The sequence below is a fragment of the uncultured Azohydromonas sp. genome (assembly GCF_937926365.1).
GTDB lineage: Bacteria > Pseudomonadota > Gammaproteobacteria > Burkholderiales > Burkholderiaceae_C > Azohydromonas.
The window spans coordinates 53,187-69,220 of the sequence record NZ_CALAOH010000021.1; the positions used below are offsets into that span (position 1 = coordinate 53,187).

A 16,034-nucleotide genomic window follows, 5' to 3' on the forward strand; every position below is an offset into this window, starting at 1 on the left:
GCATCACAAACCAAGCCGCTGCAGCAACTCGTCCCTGTCCAACTGAAGCCTGCCGCACACCTCGCTAAGGATGCCCGCCAGCGTGCCGAGCTTGAGCGGCTGGTGCGCCGGGATGGTCACGTGGTGCTCGGGCACCTCGCTCAACGTCAGCCGGATGTGGCTGCCGCTCTGGCGCGTGACGGCATAGCCCACGCGGGCCAGCGCCTTGGCCAACTGCACCCCGGTGATGTCACGCGGCAGCCTCGTCATGCCGCCAGCACTTCGTCACGCACGAAATGCAGCCGGATCAGCCGCGGCTTGTCCCCAGACTCGAAGTGGCAGGACACGGCATCGCGAACCTGCTCGCGCAGCTCCGGCAGCGTGTCGGCCTGCACGAAGATGCCCTGGCCCAGGGCGCGCGCCACGTAGCCGCCCTCGGGGGCCTCTTCCACCGTGAACAGGATTTCGGTCTGCATGCTTGCCTCGCGTTCAGCCATGCCGGAATTGTCGTCGCGCGTGCGCGGCCCTCAGTCCAGCGCGCCGCGCACCGCCTCGACCACCCGCTGCACGTCCGCGTCGCTCATGCGCGTGTAGATCGGCAGGCTCAGCATGCGCTCGTAGGCGCGCTGGCTGTGCGGGAAGTCCTCGGCGCGCAGCCCGTAGCGCTCGCGCCAGTACGGGTGCAGGTGCAGCGGGATGTAGTGCACGCTGCAGCCGATGCCGGCGGCGAACAGCGCCTCGATGAAGGCATCGCGCGCGATGGGCAGATCGTCCGCCAGCCGCAGCACGTAGAGGTGCCAGGCGTGCGTGTCGCCCGGCAGCGGCTTGGGCGGCGTGATCAGCGGCAGCCCGGCAAAGGCCGCGTCGTACTGCGCCGCGATCTGTGCGCGCCGCTGCTGGAACCCAGGCGCGCGCCCCAGCTGGTGCAGCCCCAGCGCCGCGGCGATGTCGGTCAGGTTGTACTTGAAGCCGGGGGCGACGATCTCGTAGTACCAGCTCGGCACCTTGGCCGTGAAGCGGTCGAAGGCGTCGCGGCTCATGCCGTGCAGCCGCATCACGCGCGCGCGCCTGGCCAGCTCGGGGTCGCGCGTCACCAGCATGCCGCCCTCGCCCGTGGTCATGGTTTTATTCGCATAGAAGCTGAACACCGTGGCGTCGCTCTCCAGCGTGCCCACGAGCCGGCCGGCGCTGGTGGTCGGCAAGGCATGCGCGGCGTCCTCCACCACCTTCAGGCCGTGGCGCCGGGCGATGTCCAGGATTGCCGGCATGTCCGCCGCCAGCCCCGCGTAGTGCACCGGCAGCAGCGCCTTGGTGCGCGGCGTGATGGCGGCCTCGATAGCGGCCGGGTCGATGTTGAGCGTGACCGGATCGATGTCCACCAGCTTCACGTCCGCGCCGAGGTAGCGCACCACCTCGGCGGTGGCGGTGAAGGTGTGCGTGGTGGTGATGACCTCGTCGCCCGGGCCGATGCCCAGCGCCTCCAGCGCCAGGTGCAACCCGGCGGTGGCGGAGTTCACGGCGATGCTCTGCAGCGAGTCGTCGCCCAGGAACTCGGTGAAGGCCTGCTCGAAGCGGCGCGCCTTGGGGCCGGTGGTGATCCAGCCGGACTTCAGGGTGTCCACCACCTCGGCGATTTCCTCGTCGCCGATTTCAGGCAGGGCAAAGGGTAGGAAGGGCTTGCTCACGGCCAGGGGTCTCTCAGTTCTTGGGGTCGGGCTTGGCGATCCAGCAAAGCCGGTGCGTGCGCAGCCAGGGCAGCGCATCGAGCAGCCGGTGCAGCGCCGGGTGCACGCGCACGGCGGCGCGCGCCAGCGGCGGCGCCAGCGTGACGCGGCGTGCCGTCAGGCGCCCATGCGGGAACAGCGCGCGCACGCGCGCCAGCGGCACGCCGCGCACGTCGCGGTTGCCGGGGTTGTCGAAGGCGAAGTCGTACCAGAGCACCGCGCCGCCCGGGCGCAGCCAGCGCCACATGGCATCGGCCAGGCGCTGCTGGAAGGCGTCATCCAGCAGCGAGGAGAAGACGGTGCTCTGCAGCACCAGGTCCTGGCTGCCGGGGGCGACATCAGCCACCGCCGCGTCGCCCAGCAGCACCCGGGTGGCGGCGGGCAGCCGCTCGCGCGCCGCGGCCTGACGCTCGGCCAGCAGCTCGATGCCGGTGAGGTGCGCGGGGGCGAAGCCTAGCCGCAGCAGCTCCAGCAGGTTGTCGCCGTGGCCGCAGCCCACTTCGGTGAGGCGCAGCGCGGCCAGGTCGAAGCCCGCGTGCCCGCGTAGCAGCGCGCACAGCGCGCGCTCGCGCTGCTGTCGCGCCAGCAGCACCTCCACGCGCAGCGGGTGGTAGCGGTCTGCCAGGCCGGCGCGGCGCGCGTAGCGCTCGCGCACGGCGGCGGGTTCGTCGTGGTCAGGGGTGGAACTCATGGCCGGCTTGGATTCACCGCGTCAGCCGGCTGAACCGCTCGCGCCCGCGCCCGTGGCGCAGCACGTCCCACCAGCCCAGCAGCGTGCCGATGCCGTAGCCCACGTGGTGCGCCGCGATCACCACCGGCAGCCGCGGCAGCAGCGCCCAGTGCCCGTCGGCCGCCACCAGCAGCGACAGCGCGCCCAGCGCCGCGCCATAGGCCGTGAACCAGGCCAGCGGCAGCGCCCAGGGCGCGCCCAGCAGCGCGGCCAGCGTCAGCAGCAGCTGCCCGCCCACGAACACGCCCGGCACCAGCTGGCGCAGCGCCGCGGGCTGGCCGTGCTTCTTCATCACGAAGGGCTTCCAGTAGCCGTACTGCAGCCACTGCCGGAACAGCGCCCGCACCGAGCCGCGCGGCCGGTACACCGAGCGGATGCGCGCGCTCTGCCACACCCGCCCGCCGCCCAGCGTGATGCGCAGGTTGTGCTCGTCGTCCTGGTTGCGCACCAGCCCTTCGTCGAAGCCGCCGAAGCGCTCGAAGGCCTCGCGCCGCCACGCGCCCAGGTACACGGTGTCGGCCTCGCCCTCGTAGTCGAGCTGGCGCGAGCGCGCCCCGCCCGCCACCCATCGCGACTGGAAGGCCGCCGCGATGGCGCGCTGCCAGGGCTCGATGCCTTCAGCCTTCCACGGCCCGCCCACCACCGCCGCGCCGCTGCGCTGCAGCGCCTCCACGCACTGGGCGACGTAGTCGTCGGCATAGGTGGTGTGCACGTCCATGCGCACGACCACCTCGCCCCGCGCCGCCTCCAGCGCCCGGTTCAGGCCGCAGGAGACGATGCGCCCGGGGTTGTCGAGCATGCGGATGCGCGCGTCCGCCGCCGCCAGCCTCAGTAGCTCCTCGCGCGTGCCGTCGTCGCTGTTGCCGTCGGCGATGAGCAGCTCCAGCGCCCAGCCCGGCGCCAGCCGCTGCGCCTGCACCGAGGCACAGAAGGCGCCGATGTACGCCCGCTCGTTGCGGCAGGGCACGATCACGCTGACCAGCCGCGGCGTGGCCCCGTTCATGCGACTTCCCCGGCCGCGCGGCCCGTGAGCTGCAGGTACAGCGCGTGCATGCGGTCCATGTGCTGCTTGCGCGCGGCGCGCTCCAGCACGATCCCGCGGTTGCGCCGGCCCATGGCCTCCAGCGCCTCGCGCGGCAGCGCCTGCAGCGCCTGCAGCGCATCGGCCAACGCCCGGGCGTCGCCCGCGGGCACCAGGCGCCCGCCGCGGTCGTCGATCCACTGCCGGTTGGCGGGCAGGTCCGAGGCCGCCAGCGCCAGGCCGCAGGCCATGGACTCCAGCACCGACACCGAGGTCGCGTCACTCTCGGGCACGCTCACCGAGACGTGGCAGCGCTGCATCCAGCCGCGCATGCCGGCGTCGTCCTGGCGGCCGACGAAGCGCACCGCGTCCTGCAACCCCAGCGCGCGCACCTGCTCGCGCAGCGCCGGCTCCAGCGAGCCGCCGCCCAGCAGCGCCAAGCTCACCGGCCGCGGCGTACCGCGCTGCCGCAGCAGCGCCAGCGCCTGCAGGATCACGTCGATGCGGTAGTTGGGCTCCCAGGAGCGCAGGCTCAGCAGCTCGAAGGCGGCGTCCTCGCGCACGCCCGGCGCGGGCGGCTCGAAGCGCTCGGTGTCCACGCCCCACAGCAGCTCCTCGCGCGGGGCCGTGGCGCCGTAGCCGTCCATGGCCTCGATCAGGTCGCGCGAGTCGCCGGTGAGCAGATCGGCGCGGCGCAGCGTCCAGCCGGTGATGGCGTGCATCAGGCGGCTGCGCCGCGGCGTCACCAATAAATCCGTGCCCCAGGCGGTGAGCACCACCGGGCGGCACCCGCTGGCCGCGGCCCACAGGCCGTTGGAGCTGACGTAGTGGCCATGCACCAGGTCCGGCGCGATGCGCGCGGCCCAGCGCCGCACCTCGGGCAGCGCCAGGAACCATCCCGCGCCGTCGCTGCCGGGGCGGATGGCGTGCACGCCGGCGGCCCCCGGCACCGCCGCCGGGCGCCGCGTCAGCACGTGGCACTCCACGCCGCGGCGGTGCATCTCCCACACCCAGCGCTGCAGGTGCACGCTGTCGGCGTCGCCGGTGAAGAGGATGCGCAGCGGGCGCCGCGCCGCGGCCGTGCCGGCCGAGGCCGGCCGGATCAACGCGCTCATGGCAGCTCTCCGGCCCAGGCGCGGTAGTGCTCGCGCATTTCCGGGTGCAGCTTCAGCAGCGTGCGGTCCACGTCGCGCACGTCGCCCACCACGCGCGCGGGCTGGCCCTGCACCACGGCGAAGTCCGGCACCGTGCCCGAGACGTAGCTGTAGGCCGTGACCAGCACGCCGCGGCCGAGCTTGGTGCCCGGGGCGATGACGGCATGCGGGCCGATGAAGCAGTACGGGCCGATCTCGGTGGAGGCCTGCCGGTAGCCCGGCGGGCGCGGATGGCCGTAGTAGCCGCGCCCACACACGCGCAGCGCGTGGTGCGAGCTGTGCGTGAGGATGGAAACGTGGTTGGTGATCTGGCAGCCCTCGCCGATGGTCAGGCCACCCGAGGCGTCCAGGAAGTTGAAGTGGCCGATGAAGACGTGGTCGCCGATGTGCAGCGTGTCGCGGTATTCCACATGCGCATGCGTGCTCACGCGCGTGTGCCGCAGCAGCCGGCCGTCGGGGGTGCGCCAGCCGTACACCATGCGCGGCGCCAGCACGCAACTCAGCAACGACAGCAGGGCTCTCTTGATCGACACGGCGGGCGGCTTCAGTTGAAAAAGGCAAAGACTTCTATTGTCGCGGCTGCGCCAGGGGTGCCTGCCCGGCGCCGGAGCGCGCGGCGCGCCGGAACAGCCACAAGGCCAGGCCGATGGCGCCCACGTAGGCCGCGCTGGTGCTGGCCGCCGCGCCCAGCGCGCCCCAGCGCGGCACTGCCAGCAGGCAGCCCAGGGTGTTCAGGGTCAGCGACAGCGTGGCGATCAGGCCCGACAGGTGGGGCCGTCCCAGGTGGTTGGTGAAGAAGGCCGAGAGGCTGGAAGCGGCGGCGTAGGCCGCGATGCCCGGCAGCAGCGCCGCCAGCGGCATCAGGCTGCCGGCGTAGGCCTCGCCCAGCACGCGCGGCAGCGCCAGCGCCGCCGCGCCCCACAGCAGCGGCGCCGCCACCGCCGCCAGAGCCACGTTGAGCCGCGCCGCCTGCAGCGCGGTGCGCGCGGCGGCATCGGTGTCGGGCTGGCCGATGCGGTGGTAGGCCGAGATGGTCAGCGCCGAGGACAGCAGCCACAGCAGCTCCGCCACCTGCACCGCCACGGAATAGACGCCCGCGGCGGCCAGCCCGTCGTGGCGCTCGACCAGGAACAGCGTGACGCGGTAGTTCAGCAGGCTCACGACGTTGGTGATGCCGATCTCGGCTACGAAGCGCGCGTCGCGCTTCAGCCCGCCCCAGGTGTGCGCCGCGCCGGACGGCGCAGCGCGCAGCGCCGTCGCGGCCGTCCCCACGCCCACCAGTGCCTTGGCCGCCACCCAGGCCACGAGCACGGGGCCGAGCAGATCAGAGCCCTGTCCGGGCAGGAGCAGCAGCGCGCCCAGCACCAGCGCCGGTGCCGCGACCTGCGGCAGGTTCAGCGGCGCCATGCGGCCCTGTCCCAGCCACAGCCCGGTGGCGGTGGGCACCAGCAGCAGCAGCGGCGCCGCCAGCGCCATCAGGCCCAGGCGGTCGTAGGGCGGGCGCTGGACGGTCGCGGCCAGCGCCAGCAGCACCAGCGAGGCGACGGCCCCGAAGGCCACCGACACCGCCAGCCAGCGCCGCAGCCCGGGCCCGGGGGCTTCCTGGTGATGGGAAATGCGCCGCGCCAGCGCCAGGCCGAAGCCGGAGCCCAGGGTCAGCAGCACCGACTCCACGGCCATGAACAGCGCGAAGGCGCCCTGCACTTCCGGTCCCAGCCGCGCCACGTGGACCATGAGCCCCAGGCCCAGGGCCACGGTGGCGACGCGCGCGAGCAGGTTCAGGCTGGCACCACGGGCCAGGCCGGCGAGGGACATGGGAGTTCAGGGGGACGGCAGCGGGGGGCTGCATTGTCGCCGCGTGGGGAAACGCGGCCTGAACGCAGATCAGGCGGTGTCCAGTCCCTGGAAGACCTCGGTGAGCGTCACGTCGCAGCCGATGCTCGGCAGCGCCATGGCCGTGTCCGCGCTCATGTCGTGGAAGGTCCATCCGCCATCGGCCGTGCGCCGGAAGGACTCCACGCGGCGCGTGTCGGGATCGATCAGCACGTATTCGCGCAATGCGGCAAGGCGGCGGTAGAGGGCGAATTTCTGGCTGCGGTCGTAGGCCTGGGTGCTGGGCGACAGGACCTCGATCACCAGCGTGGGCGCGCGGAAGATCGTGTCCGTGGCGAGATCGGCCTTGTCGCAGGTGACGAACACGTCGGGGTACAGGATGGTGTCGTCGGCCACCTGAACCTTCATGGACTCGCTGAAGACTTGGCAAGGCGTGCCGTCGAGCTGATTTCCCAAGTGGCGCACCAGGTTGGCAACGACGCGGCCATGGCTTCGCCGCCCGCCCACCATCGCGAACACCTCGCCGCGATGGAACTCGTGCCGATCGGGCTGGGCGTTCTCCCACTCCAGGAACTCGCTGAGCGTCAACTTGTGCTGCGGAACAGCCATGTGCGTACTCCGTAGGTGGATCGTGAACGCATCCAGATATGGAGATTGTGGTTGAAGGCTGCCCGCCATCCCGCCCCCAGGCCCGCCCACCCTGCCCTGCCTACAATTCGCCCTTTTGCCCGCCGCAGCGCCCCTGTCAGCCATGAGCAGCCACGAACTTCCCCAGACCGACGACAACAAGCTCATCGCCGAGCGGCGCGAGAAACTGGCGGCGATCCGCGGCCGCGGCGGCGTGGCCTTCCCCAACGACTTCAAGCCCACGCACGACGCCGCCGACCTGCAGCAGCGCTTCGGCCAGTTGCCCAACGAGGAGCTGGAGCCCCAGGCCATCGCCGTGGCCGTGGCCGGGCGCCTGATGCTCAAGCGCGTCATGGGCAAGGCCAGCTTCGGCACCCTGCAGGACGCCTCCTTCGGCCCCACCCACGGGCGCATCCAGCTCTACGTCTCCAAGGCCGACGTGGGCGACGAGGCCTACGACGCCTTCAAGCACAACGACCTGGGCGACATCCTCGGCGCCAAGGGCACGCTGTTCCGCACCCGCTCGGGCGAACTGTCCATCAAGGTCACCGAGCTGCGGCTGCTGACCAAGAGCCTGCGCCCGTTGCCGGACAAGTTCCACGGCATGCAGGACCAGGAGCAGAAGTACCGCCAGCGCTACGTGGACCTGATCACCGACGAGGCCGCCCGCGCGCGCTTCGTGGCCCGCAGCAAGGCGGTGAGTTCCATCCGCAACTACATGGTGGAACACGGCTTCCTGGAGGTGGAGACGCCCATGCTCCATCCCATCCCCGGCGGCGCCAACGCCAAGCCCTTCGTGACGCACCACAACGCGCTGGACCAGGAAATGTTCCTGCGCATCGCGCCGGAGCTGTACCTGAAGCGGCTGCTGGTGGGCGGGTTCGAGCGGGTGTTCGAGATCAACCGGAACTTCCGCAACGAAGGCATCTCGGTTCGGCACAACCCCGAGTTCACGATGATGGAGTTCTACGCCGCGTACTGGAACTACCACGACGTGATGGGCTACACCGAGCAGGTCATCCGCCACGCCGCGCGCCAGGCCACCGGCAGCGCCAAGGTGACGTACCAAGGCCGCGAGGTGGACCTGGAGCAGCCCTTCCAGCGCCTGTCCATCCGTGACGCCATCGTCAAGTACGTGCCCGAGATCGGCGCCGAGCGCATCGACGACGAAGGCGCGCTGCGCGCGCAGCTCAAGCACGGCGGCCACGAGGCCCCGGCGCACTGGAACCTGGCGCAGCTGCAGTTCGGCGTGTTCGAGGAGTACGTCGAGCACCACCTGTGGGCGCCGACCTTCATCGTGGACCACCCGGTGGAAGTGAGCCCGCTGGCGCGCGCCGCCGACACCGACCCCACGCGCACCGAGCGCTTCGAGCTCTACATCACCGGCCGCGAGATCGCCAACGGCTTCTCCGAGCTCAACGACGCCGAGGACCAGGCCGAGCGCTTCCTGTCGCAGGTGAAGAACAAGGACGCCGGCGACGAGGAGGCGATGTACTACGACGCCGACTTCATCCGCGCGCTGGAGTACGGCATGCCGCCCGCGGGCGGCTGCGGCATCGGCATCGACCGCCTGGTGATGCTCATCACCGACAGCGCCAGCATCCGCGACGTGATCCTGTTCCCCGCCCTGCGCCGCGAGAGCCCCGCCGGGCACGGCAACGGCCACGGCGAGGAATAAGGCCCGCGGCCGGGCAGCGCCCGGCCTTCGCTCTCCACCAAGGCGCCGGCCCGGGATGAACCCGGGCCGGCGCCTTGCTTTGATCCAGATGAATCCCCGAAGCTGGCGCGCGCCTACGCTGCGTGGCGCATTGCACGGACAGAGCAGTTTTCTGTGACGGAGGCCGGATGGATCAACAGCTGGAGTCGCTGCCCGAGATCGAAGCCGCCTGCTGGGCGGAGCTGGCGCGCGCCAGCACCGATCGGTCTCACCCCTGGCACACCATGTCGCTGGCCACCACCGACGGGCGCGAGGCGCATGCGCGCAGCGTGATCCTGCGCGAGGTGGACGCCGAGGCGCACGAGCTGCTTTTCTTCACCGACTCGCGCAGCACCAAGGTGCAGCACATCGCGCAGTTCCCGCGCGGCACGCTGCTGGTGTGGTCGCCGCAGCTGAGCTGGCAACTGCGGCTGCGAGTGATGCTGGAAGTCGAGACCGAGGGCCTGGCGGTGTCCTCGCGCTGGGCGCAGCTGAAGCTCACGCCGGCGGCGCAGGACTACCTCTCGCCCCTGCCCCCGGGCCAGCCGCTGACACAGGCCGCCACGCCCGAGCGCTCCTCGCGCGACTATTTCGCGCTGGTGCACGCGCAGGTGCGGAGCATGGACTGGCTGGAGCTGCTGCCGCAGGGGCAGCGACGGGCGTGCTTCGACCGCAACGGGGGGAAGTGGGTGCAGCCGTAACCGGTGGACTTCAGGCGGCCGGGCCCACCGGCACGGCCGCCTGGAACATCAACGGTGCTTGAAGCTCGGCTTGCGCTTGGCCAGGAAGGCGTCCATGCCCTCCTTCTGGTCCTCGGTGGCGAACATGGAGTGGAACAGCCCGCGCTCGTAGGCGATGCCTTCGGTCAGCGTGGTTTCGTAGGCGCGGTTGACGCAGTCCTTGGCCATGATCACCGAGGGCAGGCCGAAGCTGCAGATCACGGCCGCCGCGGCCAGCGCCTCCTCCAGCAGCTTGTCCGCCGGCACCACGCGCGACACCAGCCCGGCGCGCTCGGCCTCCTGCGCGTCCATCATGCGGCCGGTCAGGATCAGGTCCATCGCCTTGCTCTTGCCGATGGCGCGCGGCAGCCGCTGCGTGCCGCCGGCGCCGGGCATGATGCCGATCTTGATCTCGGGCTGGCCGAACTTGGCCGTGTCGGCGGCGATGATGAAGTCGCACATCATCGCCAGCTCGCAGCCCCCGCCCAGCGCGAAGCCGCCCACCGCGGCGATGACGGGCTTGCGCACCTTGCGGATCGTCTCCCAGTTGCGCGTGATGAACTGGGTCTTGAAGACGTCCATGAACTCGCGCTTGGCCATGGCGGCGATGTCGGCGCCGGCGGCGAAGGCGCGCTCGCTGCCCGTGAGGATGATGCAGCCCACGGCGTCATCGGCGTCGAAGGCCAGTAGCGCCTCGCCCAGCTCGTCCATCAGCGGATCGTTGAGCGCGTTGAGCGCCTTGGGCCGGTGCAGCGTGATCACCGCGGTCTTGAGCGTGCCGTCCTCGCCGCCGTGCAGCGCCGTCATCAGGTTCTGGAATTCCATCGGTCGTTCTCTCTTCTTCCGGAGTTCAGGGCGGCGCTGACTATACGGGGCGGATCCCCGGGTGCGGGGATTGCGGGATGCCCGCGAGGCTTCACCGCGACTGCAGCGGCAGGCTCTTGAGCTTGAGGTCGGCCCAGACCTCGGCCGACTGGTGAATCAGCAGCCGCACCGGCAGGTACTGCAGCGTGGGCGCGAACCAGGCCTCGGCCGTCATCACCTCGCCGGCCACAGGCTCGCGCCGCGGCTTCACGTGCACCGCCCGCAGCGGGCCCAGCGGGGTGTCGATCTGTTCCTCGCCCAGCACGTCGTAGGTCCACAGGTCCAGCCGGCGCGGCAGCGCCAGCGGCAGCTCCACCACGTTGCCCCGGCGCAGCAGCTCCGGGCGCAGGGTGAACATCCACGTCATCTGCACGAACTGGCTGGCGGTGTCCTGCACGCCCAGCACAGGGACGCGGCGGCTGCCGCCGGACAGCACGATGGCGTCGGGCTCGAAGCGCACCGTGGAGCGCCGCGGCGTCAGGAAGCCCATCCGCGTCTCCTCGTCGTAGCGCCGCGGCATCAGGCCGCGCGGGCCCAACTCGCCGTCGCTGCTCATGCGCCGGGACATCAGCGGCGCGAAGCGCGGGCCCACCACCACCTCCAGGTGGACCTGGTAGCGCTGGTCCTGCCGCAGCCACTGCACGCGCGCGCTGCCATGCACCTCGCCGCGATACCAGCCGGAGAGCTGGTAGTCGAGCTGCGTCGAAGGAGGCCAGTCGCGGAAGGGCGACAAGGCGTCAGATTCGAAGGCCGGCGGCACGGCCTGCGCCGTGGCGGAGGCCGGGGCGGCGGCGGAAGCGGCGTCCGCCGTGGCCTGGGCAGCGCTGGCCGCCTCCGCGGGCGCCTCGGCCTGGGCCGGCACGTCGGAGGCCTCGGACGCTGGCGCCAAAGCCGCCTCGGCCACGGCCGGCGCCTCCTCCGGCAGCGACGCCGGGTCGGAAGCCTCGTCCTGCGGCGCGGAGGCCGCCTCCGGCGCCTCGGCCACGACCTCGGGTTCAGGCTCAGGCTCAGGTTGGGACTCGGGTTCGGGCTTGGGCTCGGGCGGCGGGGCCGAGGCGGGCTGGGCGGCCGGCTTTGGCGCCTTGGGCTTTGGCGGCGGGGCCGGAGGCGGTGGCGGGGCCGGTGGCGCAGGCGCCAGCGGCGACGTCGGCGCCAGCTCGCGCACGAAGGCCACTTCCATGCGCGGCGGCGGGGCGTCCGGCTGCGGCAGCGACACCGCGATGTCGTTGATCAGCCAGACGTGCAGCAGCAGCACGGCGAGCGCCAGCAACGCCAGCTGCAACCGGCGCCGGGGGCGGCGCTTTTGCGAGGGGACTACGGGCATTCAAGCAACGGCGAAGGCGCCGCCGCGGCAGGCAACGGCGGGATATGCGGCTCAGCCCTGCAGCCAAGCCTCGCGCAGCGCGCGCGCCGATTCGCCCGCCTGCTCGTCCACCGCCAGCACCACGCTGGTGGCAGGCTGCGCCGGCGGCTCGACGTGGCAGCTCAGCACGCGCTGGCCGCGCACCAGCAGCAGCTCGAAGGGCGCGCCCACGGTGAGCCACTGCTGCGCGTCCTCCAGCCGGCGCACGCGCCAGCGGTCCACCGCCAGCAGCTCGTCGCCGGCCGACACGCCCGCGCGCTCGGCGGCGCTGCCGCGCAGCACCGCGCGCACCTGCACGCCGGTCACCGGCCCCTCGCTCAGGCGCAGCCCCAGCGCGGCGGCAAAGGGCAGCGGCTCGGTCTTCCAGGCCACGCCCACGCGCGCCAGCAGCGGCTGCAGCGCCACGTCCTCGGTGCCGTGCACCCAGGCGTGCAGTTCCTCGGCCAGCGAGCGGCCGGCCACCTGCGCCAGCGCGCGCTCCACGTCCTCCTCGCCGATGGGACCGCCGCCGCTGTCACGCCACAGGGTGCGCATCACCTCGTCCAGTGAACCCTCGCCACGGCTTCGCAGCGTCAGGTCCAGCGCCAGCGCCACCAGGGAACCCTTGGCGTAGTAGCTCACGGTGGCGTTGGGCGTGTTCTCGTCGCTGCGGTAGTACTTGACCCAGGCGTCGAAACTGGACTGCGCCACGCTCTGCACGAAGCGCCCCGGCGTGGCCAGCACGCCGTTGAGGTTCTTGGCCACCAGTTTCAAATAGCGCGCCTCGTCGATGAGCCCCGCGCGCACCAGCAGGAGGTCGTCGTAGTAGGACGTGAAGCCTTCGAAGAACCACAGCAGCTCGGTGTAGTTCTCCTGGCCATAGTCCAGGCGCTCGAACTCGCGCGGCTTCAGGCGCTTGACGTTCCAACTGTGGAAGTACTCGTGGCTGATGAGGCCCAGCAGCGTGACGTAGCCGTCGGTGAGCTGGGTCACGGACACGCCGCGGCGCGGCAGGTCGCGGCGCGAGGCGATCAGTGCCGTGCTGGCGCGGTGTTCCAGGCCGCCGTAACCGTCCTCCACCACGTTGAGCAGGAACACGTAGCGCTCGAAGGGCGCGGGCTCGTCCTGCGGATGCCAGAAGGCGATCTGCGCCTCGCAGATGCGCCGCGCGTCGGCCAGCAGCCGCTCGCCGTCGAAGCCGGGCCAGGCACCGGCCACGACGAACTCGTGCGGCACGCCCGCGGCCTCGAAGCTGCCGCGCCAGAAACGGCCCAGCTCGAAGGGATGGTCGATGAGCTCGTGGTAGTCGGGCGCGCCGAAGGCCAGCGCCGCGCCGCCCTCCACCGCCGGCATGGCGGTGGCGATCTCCCAACCCTCGGGCAGCTGGCCGAAGCTGATCTGGTGCGGCTCGTGCTCGCGCCCTTCCACGCGCAGGCACAGGCTGGTGCCGTTGAAGAAACCGCGGTCGGCGTCGAGGAAGGCGGTGCGCACGGAGGTGTCGAAGGCATAGACCAGGCAGCTCACTTCCAGCGCGGCTTCGCCCGCGCAGGCCGCGAGCCAGGTGGTCTTGTCCAGCTGCCGCAGCGCCACGGGCGCGTCGCCCTGGCGCGCCCGCAGTCCCGAGAGGTGGCGGCCGAACTCGCGCACCATGTAGCTGCCCGGAATCCACACCGGCAGGCTCAGGCGCTGCTCGGCGGCGGGCCGCGGCACGCTCAGCGTGACGCGCCAGAGATGCGAAGGGGCGTCCTCGACGTCGATGCGGTAATGGATCATGGCTGCGGGCGGGGTGATACGTGGGTGATGCGGGCCGCCGCGCCGGCGCCCCGGTGAATGGGCCGAGGCAGGCAGTTCAGGTGCCCGCGGCGCCCAGGAAACAGCTCAGCGCGCCGACGGCGGTGAGGCGGAAGCGCAGCGTCAGCCAGGGCTGCAGCCCCAGCGTGGGATAGAGGCGCCGGTCCACCAGGTAGCACGCCACCAGCAGCACGCCCTGCAGCACCAGGCCGGCATAGGGCGGCATCAGCAGCGCCACCCAGGCCGCCAGCGAGGGCACCACGCCCCAGGTGAAGAGTCGCGGCTGGCCGTGGATGAAGCCCAGCCCCCAGTGGATGCCGCCCAGGAACGAGACGATCAGCGCCGCATAGGCCGCCAGCGCGTCCACCACGTAGGGATGCGCGTCCGGGCGCACGAACCACACCAGCAGCGCGCCGAAGACGAAGGGAACCAGGCCGGCATAGCCCAGGCGCAGCGCGGGCTGCACGGGCATGTAGGGGCCGGAAGGAGCGACGGGCACGGGCGAATGCATATGCAACATTGTGCCGTTGCCCCCCCTTACAGCCGGCTGACCCTTCGTGCCGGGCGCCACAGGACAGCGGACGCCTCAAGGCCGCGGGCCTCAGGACTTGCGGCTGCTTTCGGCCAGGTGCTTCTCGACCTCGGCGCTCGGGATGGCGCCGGGCACGCGGCTGCCGTCCTCGAACACCAGGGCCGGCGTGCCCTGCACGCGGTGCTTCTTGCCGAAAGCCACGTTGCGCTCCAGCGCGGCGGCGTCGCACTTGCCCATGGAGCGCGGCGGAGTGACGCCGTTGAGCATCCAGTCGCGCCAGACCTTGGCCGGGTCCTTGGCGCACCAGATGTCCTTGGACTTGGCGTCGGAGTCGGGTCCCAGGATGGGATAGAGGAAGGTGTAGACCGTGACGTCCTTGACGGCGACCAGGTCCTTCTCGAAGCGCTTGCAGTAGCCGCAGTTCGGGTCCACGAACACGGCCATCTTGCGCGCGCCGCTGCCCTGCTTGATGACCACCGCGTCCTTCAGCGGCAGGCTGGCGAAGTCGATGGCGCTGAGCTTGTTGAGCCGCGCCTCGGTGAGGTTGGCGCGGGTGCGGGTGTCAACGATCTGGCCCTGGATGATGTGGTCACCCTTGTCGTCCGTGTACATCACGTCGTTGCCGATGCGGATCTCCCACAGCCCCGGCACGGCGGTGCGGCTGACCTCGTCGATCTTGGGCAGGTTGGGCAGCCGCTCGGCCAGGTTCTTGCGGATCTGCGCCTCCTGCGCCGAGGCGCCCAGGGCAGCGGCGGCCAGCAGGCTGAGGGCGCCCAGGCGGGCCAGCGTGCGCGTGTTCATGACTTGTCCCTTCTCGGGAAAACGGTGTCAGGTGCCCAGCGCGCGGCCGGCGAGCCAGCGCTTGAGCGGCGTGAGGTGGTTGACCAGGTTCAGGCCGTGGTTGCGCAGCTCGCGCAGCACGGGCGTGTCGTGCTCGAAGAGGTGCAGCAGCCCGTCGGTGAGTTGCTGCATGGCCAGCGTGGGCACGGCGCGCTGGCGCGCGTAGCGGCGCAGCAGCTTCTCGTCGGACAGCGCCCGCCAGGGCTCGCGCTGCGCAATCACCTGCGCCAGTGCCTCCACGTCGCCCAGGCCCAGGTTCAGTCCCTGGCCGGAGAGCGGATGCACCGTGTGCGCCGTGTCGCCCAGCAGCACCCAGCCCGGGCCGCACACGCGCTGCGCGCGCGAGAGCTGCAGCGGCCAGCCCACGCGCGGGCCGTCCAGCTTCAGTTGCCCGGCGGCGCCGCCGCTGGCCTCGTTGAGGGCGGCCTCGAAGTCGGCGTCGGCGAGCTGCTGCATCGCCTGCGCGCGCTCGGTGGGCATGGACCACACCAGGCCGTAGGAGACGCCCGGCCGCGGCCGGTCGAAGGGCAGCAGCGCCAGGATGTCGGGGCTGCGGAACCACTGCCAGGCCACGCCCTGGTGCGGCCGGTCCGCCACCAGCCGCGCCGCCACCGCGGTGTGGCCGTAGGGCTTGACCTCGAAATTCACGCCCAGCGCCTCGCGCGCGGCGGAGTGTTTGCCTTCGCACAGCGCCATGAGCCGCGCCTGCACGGGGGCGTCGGCCGGCAGCACCGTGATGTGCGGCGCGAAGCGCACGGCGGTGGCCAGGGCCTCGTCCAGCGCCTGCGCGTCCACGATCCAGCACAGCGCGTCCACGCACTGCGACCAAGCCGAGAACTCCAACTGACTACCGTGGGCGTCGCCGTGCACCAGCATCTCGGAGACGGGGGTGGCGGCATCGGCCGGCAGCGCGTCCCACACCTTCAGGCTGCGCAGCAGGTTCACCGCCTGCGCGTTGAGCGCGTAGGTGCGCACGTCGGGCCCCTGCTGGCGCGGCAGCGCTTCCAGCAGGGCCACGCCCAAGCCCTGGCGCGAGAGGGCCAGCGCCAGGCTGCGGCCCACCGCGCCGGCGCCGCGCACGGCGATGTCGTAGGAACTCATGCGGAGGATTGTAGGCAGCGGCGCTTTTCCCTCCGCCGCCCGACAGGTGCGGCGCTACCATGCCGCGCCCTGCCCGGCGCC

The 16,034-nt window shown here is 71.8% G+C and carries 17 protein-coding genes; 2 read left to right on the forward strand and 15 right to left on the reverse strand.

What is annotated here, in order from left to right; genetic code table 11:
• Positions 1 to 3 precede the first annotated feature (3 nt).
• From Q0741_RS02205 to Q0741_RS02245, 9 genes are all read right to left on the reverse strand, one after another.
• On the reverse strand, positions 4 to 249 hold the full coding sequence (locus tag Q0741_RS02205; protein WP_298231561.1) for a type II toxin-antitoxin system HicA family toxin: 246 nt from the start codon (positions 247 to 249) through the stop codon (positions 4 to 6).
• The gene (locus tag Q0741_RS02210) at positions 246 to 455 is read right to left on the reverse strand and encodes a hypothetical protein (RefSeq protein WP_298231562.1); all 210 of its coding nucleotides are present in this window, start codon (positions 453 to 455) and stop codon (positions 246 to 248) included. Before Q0741_RS02210 ends, Q0741_RS02205 begins: the two co-directional genes overlap by 4 nt.
• A gap of 51 nt (positions 456 to 506) precedes the next feature.
• A complete protein-coding gene (locus Q0741_RS02215; protein ID WP_298231563.1) occupies positions 507 to 1,664 on the reverse strand; it encodes a DegT/DnrJ/EryC1/StrS aminotransferase family protein in 1,158 nt (385 codons plus the stop codon).
• A 13-nt stretch (positions 1,665 to 1,677) separates the two neighbouring features.
• On the reverse strand, positions 1,678 to 2,394 hold the full coding sequence (locus Q0741_RS02220) for a class I SAM-dependent methyltransferase (RefSeq protein ID WP_298231564.1): 717 nt from the start codon (positions 2,392 to 2,394) through the stop codon (positions 1,678 to 1,680).
• A 13-nt stretch (positions 2,395 to 2,407) separates the two neighbouring features.
• Complete coding sequence (locus Q0741_RS02225) at positions 2,408 to 3,436, reverse strand: glycosyltransferase family 2 protein (protein ID WP_298231565.1); 1,029 nt, start codon at positions 3,434 to 3,436, stop codon at positions 2,408 to 2,410.
• Positions 3,433 to 4,569, reverse strand: coding sequence for a glycosyltransferase (locus Q0741_RS02230; RefSeq protein WP_298231566.1), 1,137 nt, complete (start codon positions 4,567 to 4,569; stop codon positions 3,433 to 3,435). Before Q0741_RS02230 ends, Q0741_RS02225 begins: the two co-directional genes overlap by 4 nt.
• On the reverse strand, positions 4,566 to 5,141 hold the full coding sequence (locus Q0741_RS02235; RefSeq protein ID WP_367184047.1) for an acyltransferase: 576 nt from the start codon (positions 5,139 to 5,141) through the stop codon (positions 4,566 to 4,568). The genes Q0741_RS02230 and Q0741_RS02235 overlap by 4 nt, the downstream gene beginning before the upstream one ends.
• Positions 5,142 to 5,175: 34 nt before the next feature.
• The gene (locus Q0741_RS02240) at positions 5,176 to 6,423 is read right to left on the reverse strand and encodes a teichoic acid transporter (RefSeq protein ID WP_298231567.1); all 1,248 of its coding nucleotides are present in this window, start codon (positions 6,421 to 6,423) and stop codon (positions 5,176 to 5,178) included.
• A 69-nt stretch (positions 6,424 to 6,492) separates the two neighbouring features.
• A complete protein-coding gene (locus tag Q0741_RS02245) occupies positions 6,493 to 7,050 on the reverse strand; it encodes a Uma2 family endonuclease (protein WP_298231568.1) in 558 nt (185 codons plus the stop codon).
• Between the two features lie 142 nt (positions 7,051 to 7,192).
• Between Q0741_RS02245 and lysS the strand changes: the two genes are divergently transcribed.
• Positions 7,193 to 8,746, forward strand: coding sequence for a lysine--tRNA ligase (gene lysS / locus Q0741_RS02250; protein ID WP_298231569.1), 1,554 nt, complete (start codon positions 7,193 to 7,195; stop codon positions 8,744 to 8,746).
• A 167-nt stretch (positions 8,747 to 8,913) separates the two neighbouring features.
• Positions 8,914 to 9,465 (forward strand): pyridoxamine 5'-phosphate oxidase family protein, encoded by a 552-nt coding sequence (locus Q0741_RS02255; protein WP_298231570.1) that lies wholly within the window; start codon positions 8,914 to 8,916, stop codon positions 9,463 to 9,465.
• A 48-nt stretch (positions 9,466 to 9,513) separates the two neighbouring features.
• Here Q0741_RS02255 and Q0741_RS02260 read toward each other — a convergent pair whose 3' ends face one another.
• The 6 genes from Q0741_RS02260 to Q0741_RS02285 form a co-directional block, all read right to left on the reverse strand.
• On the reverse strand, positions 9,514 to 10,290 hold the full coding sequence (locus Q0741_RS02260; protein ID WP_298231623.1) for an enoyl-CoA hydratase: 777 nt from the start codon (positions 10,288 to 10,290) through the stop codon (positions 9,514 to 9,516).
• Positions 10,291 to 10,399: 109 nt separating this feature from the next.
• A complete protein-coding gene (locus Q0741_RS02265; protein ID WP_298231571.1) occupies positions 10,400 to 11,671 on the reverse strand; it encodes a DUF3108 domain-containing protein in 1,272 nt (423 codons plus the stop codon).
• A gap of 51 nt (positions 11,672 to 11,722) precedes the next feature.
• The gene (locus tag Q0741_RS02270; RefSeq protein ID WP_298231572.1) at positions 11,723 to 13,462 is read right to left on the reverse strand and encodes a M61 family metallopeptidase; all 1,740 of its coding nucleotides are present in this window, start codon (positions 13,460 to 13,462) and stop codon (positions 11,723 to 11,725) included.
• A gap of 76 nt (positions 13,463 to 13,538) precedes the next feature.
• The gene (locus Q0741_RS02275) at positions 13,539 to 13,952 is read right to left on the reverse strand and encodes a DUF3429 domain-containing protein (protein WP_298231624.1); all 414 of its coding nucleotides are present in this window, start codon (positions 13,950 to 13,952) and stop codon (positions 13,539 to 13,541) included.
• A gap of 129 nt (positions 13,953 to 14,081) precedes the next feature.
• On the reverse strand, positions 14,082 to 14,813 hold the full coding sequence (locus Q0741_RS02280) for a DsbC family protein (RefSeq protein ID WP_298231573.1): 732 nt from the start codon (positions 14,811 to 14,813) through the stop codon (positions 14,082 to 14,084).
• Positions 14,814 to 14,840: 27 nt separating this feature from the next.
• Positions 14,841 to 15,953, reverse strand: coding sequence for an FAD-dependent monooxygenase (locus Q0741_RS02285; RefSeq protein WP_298231574.1), 1,113 nt, complete (start codon positions 15,951 to 15,953; stop codon positions 14,841 to 14,843).
• Positions 15,954 to 16,034: the final 81 nt, after the last annotated feature.

What these genes read in the sequence shown, in the direction of transcription:
- Q0741_RS02205 (WP_298231561.1), bottom strand. Translation starts at nt 249, where the DNA reads ATGACGAGGCTGCCGCGTGACATCACCGGGGTGCAGTTGGCCAAGGCG.
- Q0741_RS02210 (WP_298231562.1), bottom strand. Translation starts at nt 455, where the DNA reads ATGCAGACCGAAATCCTGTTCACGGTGGAAGAGGCCCCCGAGGGCGGC.
- Q0741_RS02220 (WP_298231564.1), bottom strand. Translation starts at nt 2,394, where the DNA reads ATGAGTTCCACCCCTGACCACGACGAACCCGCCGCCGTGCGCGAGCGC.
- Q0741_RS02225 (WP_298231565.1), bottom strand. Translation starts at nt 3,436, where the DNA reads ATGAACGGGGCCACGCCGCGGCTGGTCAGCGTGATCGTGCCCTGCCGC.
- Q0741_RS02230 (WP_298231566.1), bottom strand. Translation starts at nt 4,569, where the DNA reads ATGAGCGCGTTGATCCGGCCGGCCTCGGCCGGCACGGCCGCGGCGCGG.
- Q0741_RS02240 (WP_298231567.1), bottom strand. Translation starts at nt 6,423, where the DNA reads ATGTCCCTCGCCGGCCTGGCCCGTGGTGCCAGCCTGAACCTGCTCGCG.
- Q0741_RS02245 (WP_298231568.1), bottom strand. Translation starts at nt 7,050, where the DNA reads ATGGCTGTTCCGCAGCACAAGTTGACGCTCAGCGAGTTCCTGGAGTGG.
- lysS (WP_298231569.1), top strand. Translation starts at nt 7,193, where the DNA reads ATGAGCAGCCACGAACTTCCCCAGACCGACGACAACAAGCTCATCGCC.
- Q0741_RS02255 (WP_298231570.1), top strand. Translation starts at nt 8,914, where the DNA reads ATGGATCAACAGCTGGAGTCGCTGCCCGAGATCGAAGCCGCCTGCTGG.
- Q0741_RS02260 (WP_298231623.1), bottom strand. Translation starts at nt 10,290, where the DNA reads ATGACGGCGCTGCACGGCGGCGAGGACGGCACGCTCAAGACCGCGGTG.
- Q0741_RS02265 (WP_298231571.1), bottom strand. Translation starts at nt 11,671, where the DNA reads ATGCCCGTAGTCCCCTCGCAAAAGCGCCGCCCCCGGCGCCGGTTGCAG.
- Q0741_RS02270 (WP_298231572.1), bottom strand. Translation starts at nt 13,462, where the DNA reads ATGATCCATTACCGCATCGACGTCGAGGACGCCCCTTCGCATCTCTGG.
- Q0741_RS02275 (WP_298231624.1), bottom strand. Translation starts at nt 13,952, where the DNA reads ATGCCCGTGCAGCCCGCGCTGCGCCTGGGCTATGCCGGCCTGGTTCCC.
- Q0741_RS02280 (WP_298231573.1), bottom strand. Translation starts at nt 14,813, where the DNA reads ATGAACACGCGCACGCTGGCCCGCCTGGGCGCCCTCAGCCTGCTGGCC.
- Q0741_RS02285 (WP_298231574.1), bottom strand. Translation starts at nt 15,953, where the DNA reads ATGAGTTCCTACGACATCGCCGTGCGCGGCGCCGGCGCGGTGGGCCGC.